We start from the raw sequence: 13,415 nt of genomic DNA on the forward strand, positions 1-13,415 counted from the left end.
AACCCGTGCGAGGCAAACAGTTTGAGCTTACCCCACATCATGGTGGTGGAATCGCGCCAGTCGTAGCGCCCACCGGGATTGGTGATGCGGATGGCCAGACGGTTGGTGCCGCCGGGAGCCATGGCAGCGGTCAAATCGCAATCAAAGGGCTGTTCGGAGAGGATCGAATACCCAACCAGCTTTTCATTGAGGAACACCTCGGCGCGCAACCGCGCCCCCCGGATATGCAACAGAACGCGCTGACCCTTGGTTGAGGCAGGAATAGTGATCTCGCGCCACCACCACGACACACCTCGATAGGCTCCGTTTTGCGGCACCGGATCGTCTTCGGCATAGCGATATTCATCGCCCGTATAGGGCCGTAACCCAAAGCGGCCCCAGAAGTGCTGCTCAACCGTGGCCGGAAGGGTAACCGTGGCTTCGGGGGTCAGCGCCCCCCACCCTCCCGTCGGCGGATTGACCGGAAGCGTCTTCACGTCCGCCTGCGCCGGCAGATAGATGACATCGTCCTTATAGGCAGCCTTCTCATCTACCCACAGGTTCCAGCCTTCGTCGGGGATAGCCATACGGGTGGTCTCGACCGCTTCAGCGGGTCCTGCGACCGAAGCGGCCGCCGCGCCCGCGGCGGAAACAGTGAGGAAGTTACGGCGATTGAGTTGGGTCATGAGTATGACATCCTAGCATTCATCCTTCCCCGTGTACGGGGAAGGTGGGGGGCTTGTCCCGCCAGAAGGGGGAAAGACAGGCGGGTGATATTCCTACCCACCGCTTCACGCTCCCCCTCCCCGTAAACGGGGAGGGATTATCTCTTTCAATTCATCCAGCTACGATCGGGGAACACGTTCTCCAGCCGCCATTTTGCCGCCTGATCTGCGTTCAACCGCCTGGCCCAGAAGACCCGCTGGCTGACATCCGCGCCCGGTCCACTGGAATTGTATTCCGCAAAATGCGCCGTGGCGTAGGTCTCGGTCTTGCCCGGCGTCCATTCACGCCAGCCTTCCGGATGAATTTGCCCATCAATGCGCGTATCGAGGAAAATCACCTGTGCATAGGGTCGCCACGCCCGCCCGAAATAATAGGCACCCGTCCCCGCCGTAGTAATGCGGCAATGATCAAACACATAGGCTGTGGTTTCGCTATCGGCTGTGCGGCTGTGGGCCGTGATGAAGGCGCCGTTCCGCTCAATAATATGCAGATGGCAGCGATCAAAGAAGGCCAGCGCATTACCAAAAATGAAATCGACATGCCCTTCGATGTAGCAATCCTTATAGTACTGACGGCTTGGCACGGTCGGCTTCTTCGATCCTGCATAGAGCGTATCCTGCGCCCCCAGAAGACGGACATTGCGTAAAACCGCCCGGTCAGCACTTATAGATAAGGCCACGGCCTGAGAGGGATTGTCCGGCTGAGTGAGGTGGTAGTCGTTCTGGATCGTCAGATTGCTGGCGCGGAAGCCATCGCCACTGACGGTAAACGACGCCGACTTGCCCGTGCCCCCGGCCATTTTCGCGCTGTCGCCCCAGACAATGACCACATCTTCCGGCTTTTTGCCCTTGCCGATGAGCTGCACGCCGGGTTTCGACAGGCTGAGTTTTTCGCGGTAGGTGCCGGGCGCAATCTCGACCACGCCTCCCGCGTCAGGCAGAGCTGCAAACGCTTCGGCAAGGGTCTTGTATTGCGTCGGCACACGCACAATCGCCTGCGTCTGTGCGAAGCCAGCGGGGGCTGAGATCAATGCCAGCCCGCCTGCCCCGCAGAACAGTCGGCGATTCAGCATAGGTTGCTTTGCGGTCATCAGCGCTTCCTCAATAGTAAACGCGGTTCAGATATAGGGTGGCGACGGTTCACGGAATGAGGTCCCGCTTCAGTTCCGGAACCGCACGCGCCAGTTCATAGGCAACGATTTTGGAAAAAAAGTCCGCACCCTCTCTGCCCAGATGCGTGTAGTCGAAACTCAGCTTTGCCTGCCCCAGAGGCTCCTGAGCATTGCGTATCTGCTCTTCGGTAAGCGGGGTCTGAGCCGGTGCCACAGGCACCCCCGTGGACCCGGAAATCGTCGTCCCCGTTTTGCCTGCGTCCAGCACTTCTGCGCTGGGCGGCTTTTGCGCAAATCGCATGGCGGCCACCGGGCCCATCGCCTGAACCTCGCTCTGTGAGCGCGCGTAAAGGTCCACAAGGGGTACGTTCAGTTCTGCTGCCACCTTGCGCGTGGCAGCGGCCCAGGGGGCCAGATCGTTCTCCAGCACGCCATTTTTGAACCCGCGACGCGTCAGGGGCGTCACCAGCACCGGTATGGCACCGGCCGCACGGGTTTCATTGACGTAGCGCTTCAGAAGCTGCGGAAACTCGGTTTCGAGGTCTGTGGAACGGCCAGGTTTACCCGGTTGATCGTTATGGCCAAACTGAATGAGGACGTAGGTTTTTGAGAAACCGCCGCTTTTCATTTCAGCCAAGGCAATATCCCATGAGTCTTCGGCAATATAGTTGAAGGTCGAACGCCCGCCTCTGGCCAGGTTTATACAAGCCACGAACGAACTGAGGTGATGACCGCAAAAGCTGGGGCCCCAGCCCCCCAGAACCGCCGTAGTGGAATCACCGACCAGAATGACCTTTTTGGCATTGATCTTCTTGATCTGGGCACGGGCCTTGATGTCCTGAGGCGACAGGTTGGGCACTGTCTGCGAAAGGGCGGGCACGGCCAGCAGGCTGAGCGCGATCATTGCAGCACCAAAGACAATGGACTTCTTCGCACCGGAGGCGGGCATAGTCATGGGCAGAATCCCTCTGTTAAGTCTCTTATGAGTCAAACTTGGGCGTTAAAGCGCCCGGTATAGGAAGTTGCGGAAGCGCGCCTCGCCTTGTCCGGCGGCGTAGAAGCCCGGTTTGAGCATCAGGAAGCCGCCGCGCACATTGTGGTGATAACCCGACACCTCCATGCCGCGGTCAAAGCGTCGCCAGGTCTGGCCATCCGACGAGGTGTCGAAGGTCACAATATGCCGGTCGTTGCGCAGACGCATCAGCATCCGACGGCCGTGCGGATTGGCCGGACGCCCGCGCTCGATACCGTACTGATGCGTGACGAAGTTTTTGCCATCAAAGCCCAGACCGCAGTATAGCTTGGTGTCATAGAACAGCAGCAGGCCGGCGCGCACGCCCTCGTCGATTTCGATCTCCATCTCAATCTCGTAAGCCGGATCACCGACTATGGTGATCAGCGGCGAGCTTGAACTGGGGGCCTGACCTGTGGCCGTAAGATGCAGCACGCCGTTTTCGCGGCGGATGCGGCTTTTCTCGTCTGGCGACGGGTTAAAGAAATTCCACTGGATGCCGTATTTGTCGGTTGTGAAGTCGTCGGACAGGGCAAACCCGTGCGGCGGCTGAAAGCCGTGCGGTTTGCCCCCCTTGGGCGTCTTTATAGGCTGCGACAGATCACCGCCGCCAAAATCAAACCAGCCATCCTTCGACCACGTCACCGGGGCCAGAAGCGTTTGCCGCCCCAGCGTCCAGAAGCCGTTTTCATAGCCGTGATAGACGCCCCACCAATCACCGGCAGGCCCCTCCACAAGGGTGGCATGGCCGCGCGACCACCATTTTTCCTCGGCCGAGGTCGTGCGCACCAGCGGATTGCGCGGGTGATGCTCCCACGGGCCGTTGATCGACTTCGAGCGCGCCGCAATGACCATATGTCCGGTCGGCGGCCCCGCCGTGCCCCCAACAGCGAGGATCATGTAATAGTACTGGCCGTGGCGGGTGACCTTAGGTCCTTCGGGTGCAAACCCTTCGACCACCCAGTCGGATGGATAGCGCCACGGATCATAGACGTGCTCGACCTCCCCCGCCTTCGACAGACCATCCTCCGAAAGCCGCACCCGGTCACCGCCCGACAGGAACAACCAGCGCGAACCGTCTTCGCCCACCGCATGACCGGGGTCGATATGACGCGGCAGGTCGAGATCGACAGGCTCCGACCACGGGCCTTCGATCTTGTCGGCCCAGATCACCCACGAGGTGGTCTTTGAACCCGGTGCCGAGGTCTTTTTGGTCGGGATATAGAGATAATAACGCCCCTTGTGCTTACACAGTTCCGGGGCCCAGACCGAGCCGATATTCTGGGTCAGGGCCGGGACGATGGGCCGCCAGTTGACCAGATCCTTCGAATGCCAGATCACCAGACCCGGATAGGCATCGAAGGTCGAAAACGTCATATAGTAATCGTCACCGTCCTTCAGGATGGACGGGTCGGGATGGTCCCCGGCCATGATCGGATTGAGGAAGGTGCCATCACCCAGATCCGGCTGACGCTGCCCCTCTATCCCCTTGCGCCACGTGTCGGGGCCGTTTTTAGCGGGGGCGGCCCCGGCGGGCGCGCCGAACAGAAACGCTCCAAGCCCGAGAGATTTCAGTGTGTTACGCCGGGTACCCATCATTCTAATCTTTCCTTCCACCTCGACATGGACATATCTAAAGCGCAGATGCACTCACCCAATCTTTCGCATAGCGGTGTCTATACAGTAGCATCTCACCCTGCGGCTTTGGCGAAGAGGGTTGACGCTCGTCGGCGCATAACAACACGTGAGCAGCCTGTTCACGGATGTTGAAACCAGAGACAAAAAAGGGCAGGCGATAAGGTTATCTTACACCTGCCCTGTACAAACGAGGGGGCTCAGGGTTCCCTCAGATGTCAGTTGAAAGGTGCCGCCACAGGGAGTGTAAACGGCACCCGTATTTACAAACGCAGAAACGCGTCGCCTGAGCCTGAACAGAGCGATCCCTGCGAACAGGGATAGCTGCCGAATTTAGTACTTGTACCGCACGCCCAGCGTCAGTTGACGGCCGGTCGAGCCGTACTGGCTGACCACGGTCTGGCTGGTGGCGCCATAACCGAAACGGTTGGTCGTTTCATTGGTCATGTTCAGACCTTCGAGCGTGATGGTCAGGCGCTTGGTCGGCTTGTAGCTCATCGAGAAGTCAACGTTTTGCGTCGGCAAAGAGCCGGCGAAATCGTTTATCAGCGGCGAGTTACAGGGGGTACCATCGCTGTTCAGGCCCGGCGAGCAGGAACCGGCGGCCAGCGGATAGGTGGTGTAATAGCCTTCGCGCTTAGCCATCGAGACGCGGGCGCTGAACGTGTCCGTTTCATAGTAGAGCGTCAGGTTGATGGCGTCGGGTGACGCCCCCAACCACGGCCCGTTACCAAAGGTCGGGGCTACGGTCGCGGTGCCGGGGTCCAGAATATAGGTCAGCTTGGAATCGATGTGCGTCATGTTGAACTGCACACCGGTGTTTTTGAGAATCCACGGCAGGAAGGTGAAGTCCTGCTGATAGCTGAACTCCCAGCCTTCCAGCGTGCCTCCGGGCGCATCGCGGAACTGACGCGCCGTCGCTTCGCCATTGGCGTCGATATAGGCCAGACGCGCATTGTCGGCGACCGACCCGGTATTGAACTGAAGCTTCAGGGTCGCCAGATCTTCCGCCGACAGGAAGTTCGACAGCGGGGCCGAGAACAGAACCGTCTGCGGATAGGAGGCGATGTCCTTTTTGAATACCGCCATCGACAGCAGCCCACCCTTGGCGAAGTACCATTCCGCCGACAGGTCGTAGGTCTTACCGCGGAAGGGTTGCAACTTCGGATTGCCGATGGTCAGGGTCGCACCCGTCGCACCTCCAGTATTCGGGATACTGATGGCGGTGATGGACGGCGACAGGTTGCCCAGAAGCGGACGCGCCATCACCTTGGCCGCGGCGGCGCGCAGATAGACGTTGGGTACGACCTGCCAGGCCACGTTAAACGCCGGCAGGGTGTCCGTATATTCGTTACGCCCGGTGATCGGACGGCCCGCCGAGGTGGTGCCATAGGAGGTCAGGTCCGTCTTGACCTGACGCACGCCGATATTCCCGAAGACGTTGCCGCCCAGCACATCGTAGTCGAAGTTGAGTTGCAGATAGCCGCCTTCGCTGCGCTCCTGCACCTTGAAGTTTTCACGGCCGCCATTGCGCTTGCCGTGGATGCGCCAGTCGCCCCACTTGTTGATACAGTTACAGGTGAAGTCGAACACCGAATTAAAGCCTTCGATGGACGGAGCAAAGAACGAGGTCGTCGTACCGCCCGGTACATCCAGCCCCTGCCCGAACTGAACCACCCGACCCAGAGAGGCCACAGAGACCTTGGCTTCCTTTTCGGTCGGGTTGAGCAGGTCGTTTTCACGCTCCAGCAGGTTGGTCTCGAAGTCGTACTTGCGCGAGGTGACGCCGAACTTAAGCGACAGGTTCTCGTTCAGCTCATAGCCAAAATCGGCCTTGGCTCCTGCGTATGTGTTGGTCACGAACCTCTGGAAGTGGCGGATACCCGAAAAGCCCTTGACCATGCCCCAGTTGGTCGGATCAGCCGCGTTGAATCCGAGGTTAAATACCGGCATTTCCCCGCCGCCGCGTTCGTCAAACACGAAACTTTCCGGCGCATCCATGCGGTTGAATTCGACCAGCAGACCCTGATTTTCGTTATAGGACTCCGACGCGCCAAAAGTGAAATCCCCGGTCAGGCGATCGGTGAACTTCTGATTCAGGTTGAACGAAACCTGCTTGAACTCGGTGGTGTAGAAGTTGCGGTCAGCGGCTGAGCGCCAATCGACATTGCGCAGCACCAAATAGTCTGCCACGCCATTGGACACATTGGCCGCCAGCACGTCTGTGGACTGACGACCGATCAGCTTGTCACGGAAGCCCAGCAGATCGGCAGAGGCGACATAACCCGGATTGGCCGCGCCGTTGACCGTGGGCGAATTGTAATAGTCGTAGGGGTCCAGATTGTTCGGATTGAACGAGAAGAAGGTCCCCGGAACCAGAGCCGTACCATTCTGCGCTTGACCACAATCGATAGCCGCCAGCAAATCCGTCGCGTCACGAGCCGTGCAGGTGCCGGGATAAAGGTTACGACGTGTATTGCGCGCCGTTGCTGTGTCGGTTGTGACCGTATTGGCAGAGGTGGCATAACCCGCATTGGTATTGTCGCGGTTCAGCCCCACCGACGACACCTGATAGATGGTGCTCTCGTTGCGGAACTTGGAGTACAGACCGTCGATAGAGATGCGCGTATTCGGGTTCGGCTGCATCTGGAACGAGGCGGTGATGCCCAGACGCTCCTGATGCAGGTCCTGTTGCTCAATAGAGCCCAACGCCGGGATGCGGACCAGAGAGGCGTTCATATGGCCTTTGGCGTCGGCCGGGTGCAGCAGCGCATAAGCTGTCGGATCAGACCCGGTGACTGCGTTCATATAGTTGGTATTGGTTATGGCATCCGCCGAACTCACCGTGCCATCAGGGTTCGTTGCCGTCGGGTTGGAAATGCTGTCATCAAATGTCGTGCCCGCAGGTGCTGAGAAACCCGCACGACGTTTGTTTTCCAGAGTGGCCCAGGTCGAGTTCCGATACAGATATTCCGACTGACCAATACCACGGCGGTACTGATCGTTTTCAGAGTCACGTTCGGAATAGGCCACCGAGGCCAGGAAGCCCAGCTTGCCATCGGCCCAGCGCTTCGAAATCAGCCCTGTGACGCGCGGATTATGGAAGCCACCATTGTCGTAATAGGCGTCCTGAATCGAGAAGGCATACTGATCCTTCTTGTAATCGAACGGACGCCCGGTGATCAGGTCAACCGTCGCCCCCAGCGAACCTTCATCGGTTTCGGCCGACGAGCTTTTGCGCACGCGCAGGCTGTTGAACAGTTCAGAGGCAAAGGTGTTGAAGTCAAACGCCCGCGAGCGGTTGGGATTGGAACCGGCGTCATTGGCCCCGGCGGTGGACAGCGCCTCGAGACCGTTGATGCGCACGCGGGTAAAGTCAGCCCCCAGACCACGCACAGTGATGGTGCGGCCTTCGCCATTATCGCGGTCGATCGAGATACCGGGGATGCGTTGCAGAGACTCCGCCAGGTTGGCATCGGGGAAGTCTGCAATGTCCTCCGCGTTGATGGCATCCATCATCACGTCGGCCTTGCGCTTGGTCGTCAGCGCGCTTTGCAGGCTGGCGCGATACCCCGTCACGATAACCGTCGTCGGCTCCTCGGCACTCGGGGTCGCCTCCTGCGCACTCGCCACAGCGGGCGCGATCAGCGTTAACGCCCCAAGCGATATACTGGCAAGCAATACCGCTCGCAGACCGCTGCGCGGCCCTGTGTTTGCTAATTTCATTTGTTTCTCCCTGAGATGTTTATTCGTTGCCGCCCAAGAACGGCTGTCGCATCGCACCGAGACACCGGTGTCACGCAGCCTTACCTAATAAGACCGGGGGACTGTTTATTTCCGACATGCCGAAGAAGTTTTTTTTGCTCGGGAGCCATGAGGGAGCTAAAAGCTGTAATTGAGACCGAGGGAAACCGTCCGGCCACTCCACTGGACGTCAACAAGCCGCCTCGTTTCCAGCCCCTCCCATGTGCGAGAAGGTTCGTCTGTAAGATTGAGCCCTTCCAGGCGCAGTTGCAAACTGGGAGTAATCTTGTACGCAAGCGCCGCGCTGAGGTAGAACGATCCATCGACACCTGCGGCATCTGATATTCGTGCTCCAGGCACGCTCGTCAGATAGGCGCTACGATGAACGCCTGTCACCTGAGCCTCAAGGTTAGTAATGCGATAGAAAAGCGTCGCGCGAGCGGTGCGCGGGGACAAATTTAGCAAGTCGAAGTGCACAGCGCGACGTTGACCCTGATCGTCGAGAAAATACTCGATGTCACTTTTTATTTGCGTATAGTTGAGGTCAAGGCCAAGACCTGAAAACAGACTCCCTGCCCCTCGCGCCCGCCAGCGCAAATTGAACTCGAGGCCGTTCACCTCCCCCCCGCGAGTGTTAATCACTTCGGTGATGAGGAAATCATCGGACGGAGCGGCGCCTGTGTTCTCAAGAAGTGTCTCCGATAGCCCCGTACTGGCATAGGACCCCGCATATGAGTAATTTTGGATATAGGTACTGATACGCTTATAAAATAAGCCAAGCGACAGATTGAGATCTCGTGAGGGATACCACTCGGCAGCCAGATCGATCGTGGCTCCTCGGATCGGTTTGATTAACGGATTGCCTGAAATGACCTGTCTGGAACCTCCGCCAATGTTCAGGGCCGTTGCTGCCGCGATGTTGGTTAGAGGGGGACGCGCCATGACCTTGGCAAGTCCCAATCGGACGACCTGTGTCGGGCTGAGTTCCAATGCAATGTTCGCCGTTGGGAGCGTATCTACATATCTTCGCGATACCGTCTCCAGGCGCGGTGCCGAAGGTGAAGCCAGATTGGCTTCATTATAAAACTCAGAGTTCTGATGGGTCTCAATGACCCTCAAGCCGGCATCCGCCTTAATGGGATACGCGCCCCACATTCCCTCAAAGGTCCACTCCACAAACGCGGCCAGATCAGTCTCCGTAACCGACTGATTAAACCCTCTGGCCAAGGGAATATCGCGAGAGACAACGGTTCTGCCGACATTGCCATAAATACTGTACGTCTTCGCGAAGGCTTCCGGGTCCGGCGCAAACCAACAAACCGGTGTAGATGATGAGACCTTAAACCGGCCAAGGCCGCAAAACATTTCGCCTAGCGATGCCAGGCCCTCTTGTGGAACAGGGAAATCAAAATCACCTTCTGTAAACTTGAAAACCTCGGAATTAAATCCATACCGTTTCCACTGGATACCCGCGACGATCTCGATATCTGATGAAACCGGATAAATAAGCTGACCTTTCAAGACGTCAAACTCATTTCGCACAAAATTGGGTCTATATCTGATCTCAGGCCCCATGTACCCCGTGCCCTGGTTTTGCAGAACACGGGGGCCAAAGTACCATTCGGGCGGGTCCTTCACATCAAATCCAAAGCTGAACGAAGGATTATTTTGACCAGAGCCTCGTAAATCAAAAATAAAGTTATCCACATTGTAGCGGTCAAGATGAATACCGACATCTTTGGGGTTTATAAAGTTTGACCGTGAAAACCCCAATGCCCCTTTGAAGCGTAGCCGAGGTCCGAATGCGCGTGAGACCTGAATTGAGCCTTGTTCGAAACGAGTCTTGTATTCATCGAATATGACCTCTGAACGGATGTCTACGTTGTCAAAGCGACCATAGACAACGCTCCCATTCCCATCCACCTCGACGTCTCTTGGCACGATCTCCGGTTTGCCGCCTTGTGCCGCACCGCGGCTAAATCCGATAGGGAAAAGGTAATGGCCGATGCGCCGCGTGCTTAGCTCTGAGACAAGGTAGTCTGCCGTTATCAAAGTGTCGTCACTCGGGCACCATTGGAGCCCCACGGCCACACCACTTCGGGTAGACAGTCCTGAGATGCTGGTGAAGCGGTAGAATTGTGGCGCGAGCACACCAGGCGCGTTCAGTAGCGCGTACGCTTGAACCGCCGATGCATACTCGCCGGGCGCCACATCGCAAATTCCACCTGAATTCAAAGTGGGGCGGCAATAGCCCCCATTTGACGTCCCTGTATTCCAAAAACCACTGTTTAACCCTTGAATCTCGAACGGCGTACGACTCCAGGATGCTGACACTGTCCAGCCGAACCGGCTATCATTCGTCTTGCGAGACAGAGAGGCGTTCACACGCGAGCCGACAGCTTTGGACAGATCATTGTAGGTCTTCGTCAGACTCAGTTGGTCGGGTTGAGGCGCTTGCTCCAAGGCCTTAGGTGTCGTCAAAAAAACACTAGCGCCTAACGAGCCTTCAGGCTGACTCGCACGTGTTGTTTTTGAAGTCGATATCTCCGCAAATATCTCTGAGGGGAAGACATTGAAATCAAAGCCTCGCCCCCTGTAGCTGCCAAAGTTAGGGCCGTCGGTCACCGCCTGTGCTTCGATCCCGTTTATTTCTACAAGCGAAAGCTCCGGCCCTATGCCTCTCACTGACAGGGTGCGGCCTTCGCCCTGATCGCGCGCCAGCGCGGAACCGGGCAAGAGTTGAAGCGCTTCTGCAAGGTTTGCTTCCGGAAATTTTGCGATTTCCGCTGAGGTGGCTGTTTCGAGGATGCCATTATATCCCCGCTTGGAAACTTCTGCTTCGCGAAGCTCACTTTTAGAACGTTGCACGACAACAACAGGGACCAGATCCGGCTCAGGTAGCGGGCGTTCGGGGCCCTGAACTGAAGGGGTCGCCGTTGTCCGCTGCGACGGCATACGCTCAATAATGAATTGCCCAGCCGACATTTGAACGGCCTGCAAGCCTGATCCCATGAGTATGCGGTTTAAGGCTTCGCGGGCTGCGAAATGCCCATTTAGCGGCCGAGAGTTTAATCCTTTTACGAGTGCGGGATCAAAGAGGACTGTTATTTTACCTGCGCGCGCCAGAGCGGTCAGTGTTTTTCCCAAGGTTTGTTCAGGGAACTGACAATCTATAACAGACTGCGCAATCGCAGTGGCTGGCACGAGACCAGCCAGTATGGCGACGTACAGGCCGGCCACCCAATTCCTGTTTAACCGCATTCCCCTGTCCGATGCCGTCGGCTTTTGTCTTTGTTGCTGTCTCGTTTGTGTTCTCACAAACGGACCGGATTATCGCATACCGTACGCTTACACACCCGGCACGTCAAATCATGACAAAGTTAACGTGTCAGTGCGATGACGCCATCGGATTGACGGACTTTCAGGCCGTATATACGCGCCATGTTACTGGCAAAAGCGGCTGAATCGCCGGTCTGGAAAACGCCAGCCACTTTAAGTGAGGCAATGCTTGAATCTGTAATCACAATCTGCTGACGGCTATACCGGTTCAGCTCATTGATGGCCTCGCCAAGCGTCACATCAGAAAACACGATTTCCTGTCTTTGCCACGCCGTAATAACGTCCGATACCGGCCGATCCACGACAGGTGTCATGCCCTCACGGACGGTCGCCCGCTCACCCGGCTTCAGGATCATGCCGTTTGCCGCCGACACCTCTTGCTTCGCCCGCAGTTCCACCTTCCCTGAAAACAAAGCGACTTGCATTTCAGTGGGGTCAGACCGCACGAGAAAGACCGTACCCAGCGCTGTGACGCGTTGATTACGCGTTTCGACGACAAAGGGTCTGGAGGGGTCGTGTGCAACCTGAAACACCGCCTCCCCCCGTTCCAGTTGCACATAGCGTCGATTATGACTGTACCTGACAGAGAGCTTCGTATCCGTGTTCAGGGTAACCTTTGAGGTGTCCGCAAGCGACACCGATCTCTGCTCACCTTTTTGCGTTTCATAGACGACCGGACGAAGGTTTACCGCATAGATACCTCCACCAACGACCACCACAATAGCCGCAGCCATCGCTCCCGCCAGAGCCATACGGCGCGATATCGCCGGTGACGCCGGGCGCGCACGACGCGCCGGAATCGCCGATGGCAGCATCTCCCAGACATCAGTCGCTTCATCAAAAAGATACTGAGCGTCCGGCGTTATCTCCAGCCAGCGGCGAAAGGCTGCTTCCGTCTCCGGCAGCCGGTTATCGCTTTTCAAACGCGCCATCCACACAGCGGCCTCGGCGGCTGTACCGAGCGGCGGCACACGTCTCACAGTCGGTTCCGGAAGCATATTGTCGTCTGGACCTACCATCCGTTCACCCAATTCATTAACTCAAGGGTGGCGCGTGCCACCTGCTTTTCTATCGCGGCCTCGGTTGCCCCTTCTCTCTGCGCGATCTGCTTGTAGGTGAGGCCGTCAAGCCGCCGGCTAAGCAAAATACGACGGGTCCGTTCTGGCAATCGGTCCAGACCTTCTTTCAGCCTCGCGATACGCTGCTGCGCGCGCAATATTTCATCCGGGAGCGGTGCATCATCTGCCACCGACGGAAGCTCATCGGCTTTTTCAAACATGACTGCCCTATCCTGCCGTCGCCTTTCATCATAGGCCAATCTCACCGCTGCGGTGATCAGCAAAGCCTCCTGGGAGCGCACGATCTCGCGTTGCTCATAGGCATGGACGCGCATGTAGGCGCTTTGGACGAGGTCCTCTGCGTCTTGGGGCGAAATGCCCTTGCGAACCACTACCCGCTTCGCTTTGGCTAAAATCTTCCTAAGGTTTTCCATTGGCGCTTAAGCTATCCTAACACTTAAGACGCCGGAGCACCCAAAACACGACAAATTTGGATCGGCACTCTCTGTCCTGTAAGACAATGGCTTATGGCTTTTTTTTCTGCGAGCCTCCGGCACGTTCTGAACCGCCCCGGATTTGCCGGAGGCTCCAACTTCTGAGAAGATGGAGCTACCATGAGCAAAACGACGAACAAGTTTTCACCTGAAGTCCGCGAACGCGATGTGCGGATGTTCCTCGATCATCAGGGCGATTATACGCTGTGCGATGTTGCGCACAATTCCATGCTGGCCAATATGTCCAGCAGTCCGCAGGGCGCGTCGTCGGTTTCGGCCCTGCGACTGATCTTCAGCGCCGCTGGCAGTATCGGCGT

The 13,415-nt window shown here is 57.4% G+C and carries 8 protein-coding genes and 1 pseudogene; 1 reads left to right on the forward strand and 8 read right to left on the reverse strand.

Translation table 11 applies throughout. The features are described 5' to 3' along the window. The 8 genes from Q0072_RS09585 to Q0072_RS09620 all read right to left on the reverse strand — a co-directional run. The coding region (locus Q0072_RS09585) for a sugar-binding domain-containing protein (protein ID WP_298329024.1) at positions 1 to 665 on the reverse strand (665 nt) is incomplete at its 3' end. Positions 666 to 811: 146 nt separating this feature from the next. After that, entirely contained in the window at positions 812 to 1,795 is a 984-nt protein-coding gene (locus Q0072_RS09590) for a pectinesterase family protein (protein WP_298329027.1), read from the reverse strand. A gap of 49 nt (positions 1,796 to 1,844) precedes the next feature. Next, positions 1,845 to 2,771: a rhamnogalacturonan acetylesterase gene (locus tag Q0072_RS09595; RefSeq protein ID WP_298329030.1), complete on the reverse strand. Its 927-nt coding sequence runs from the start codon at positions 2,769 to 2,771 to the stop codon at positions 1,845 to 1,847. Positions 2,772 to 2,816: 45 nt separating this feature from the next. Beyond that, a complete protein-coding gene (locus Q0072_RS09600; protein ID WP_298329033.1) occupies positions 2,817 to 4,427 on the reverse strand; it encodes a family 43 glycosylhydrolase in 1,611 nt (536 codons plus the stop codon). A gap of 369 nt (positions 4,428 to 4,796) precedes the next feature. After that, positions 4,797 to 8,189 (reverse strand): TonB-dependent receptor, encoded by a 3,393-nt coding sequence (locus Q0072_RS09605; RefSeq protein WP_298329036.1) that lies wholly within the window; start codon positions 8,187 to 8,189, stop codon positions 4,797 to 4,799. Positions 8,190 to 8,345: 156 nt separating this feature from the next. After that, positions 8,346 to 11,468 (reverse strand): TonB-dependent receptor, encoded by a 3,123-nt coding sequence (locus Q0072_RS09610; protein ID WP_298329039.1) that lies wholly within the window; start codon positions 11,466 to 11,468, stop codon positions 8,346 to 8,348. 119 nt (positions 11,469 to 11,587) lie between these two features. Continuing rightward, entirely contained in the window at positions 11,588 to 12,544 is a 957-nt protein-coding gene (locus Q0072_RS09615) for a FecR family protein (protein WP_298329040.1), read from the reverse strand. A 14-nt stretch (positions 12,545 to 12,558) separates the two neighbouring features. Beyond that, positions 12,559 to 13,038, reverse strand: coding sequence for an RNA polymerase sigma factor (locus Q0072_RS09620; protein ID WP_298329043.1), 480 nt, complete (start codon positions 13,036 to 13,038; stop codon positions 12,559 to 12,561). A gap of 180 nt (positions 13,039 to 13,218) precedes the next feature. On the opposite strand from Q0072_RS09620, the pseudogene Q0072_RS09625 reads away from it, so the two are divergent. Beyond that, positions 13,219 to 13,415 (forward strand): annotated as a pseudogene (locus Q0072_RS09625) (hypothetical protein); the annotation flags it as partial.

This window comes from Asticcacaulis sp. (genome assembly GCF_027484505.1).
Classification (GTDB): Bacteria; Pseudomonadota; Alphaproteobacteria; order Caulobacterales; family Caulobacteraceae; genus Asticcacaulis.

What these genes read in the sequence shown, in the direction of transcription:
- Q0072_RS09590 (WP_298329027.1), bottom strand. Translation starts at nt 1,795, where the DNA reads ATGACCGCAAAGCAACCTATGCTGAATCGCCGACTGTTCTGCGGGGCA.
- Q0072_RS09605 (WP_298329036.1), bottom strand. Translation starts at nt 8,189, where the DNA reads ATGAAATTAGCAAACACAGGGCCGCGCAGCGGTCTGCGAGCGGTATTG.
- Q0072_RS09595 (WP_298329030.1), bottom strand. Translation starts at nt 2,771, where the DNA reads ATGACTATGCCCGCCTCCGGTGCGAAGAAGTCCATTGTCTTTGGTGCT.
- Q0072_RS09615 (WP_298329040.1), bottom strand. Translation starts at nt 12,544, where the DNA reads ATGCTTCCGGAACCGACTGTGAGACGTGTGCCGCCGCTCGGTACAGCC.
- Q0072_RS09610 (WP_298329039.1), bottom strand. Translation starts at nt 11,468, where the DNA reads ATGCGGTTAAACAGGAATTGGGTGGCCGGCCTGTACGTCGCCATACTG.
- Q0072_RS09600 (WP_298329033.1), bottom strand. Translation starts at nt 4,427, where the DNA reads ATGATGGGTACCCGGCGTAACACACTGAAATCTCTCGGGCTTGGAGCG.
- Q0072_RS09620 (WP_298329043.1), bottom strand. Translation starts at nt 13,038, where the DNA reads ATGGAAAACCTTAGGAAGATTTTAGCCAAAGCGAAGCGGGTAGTGGTT.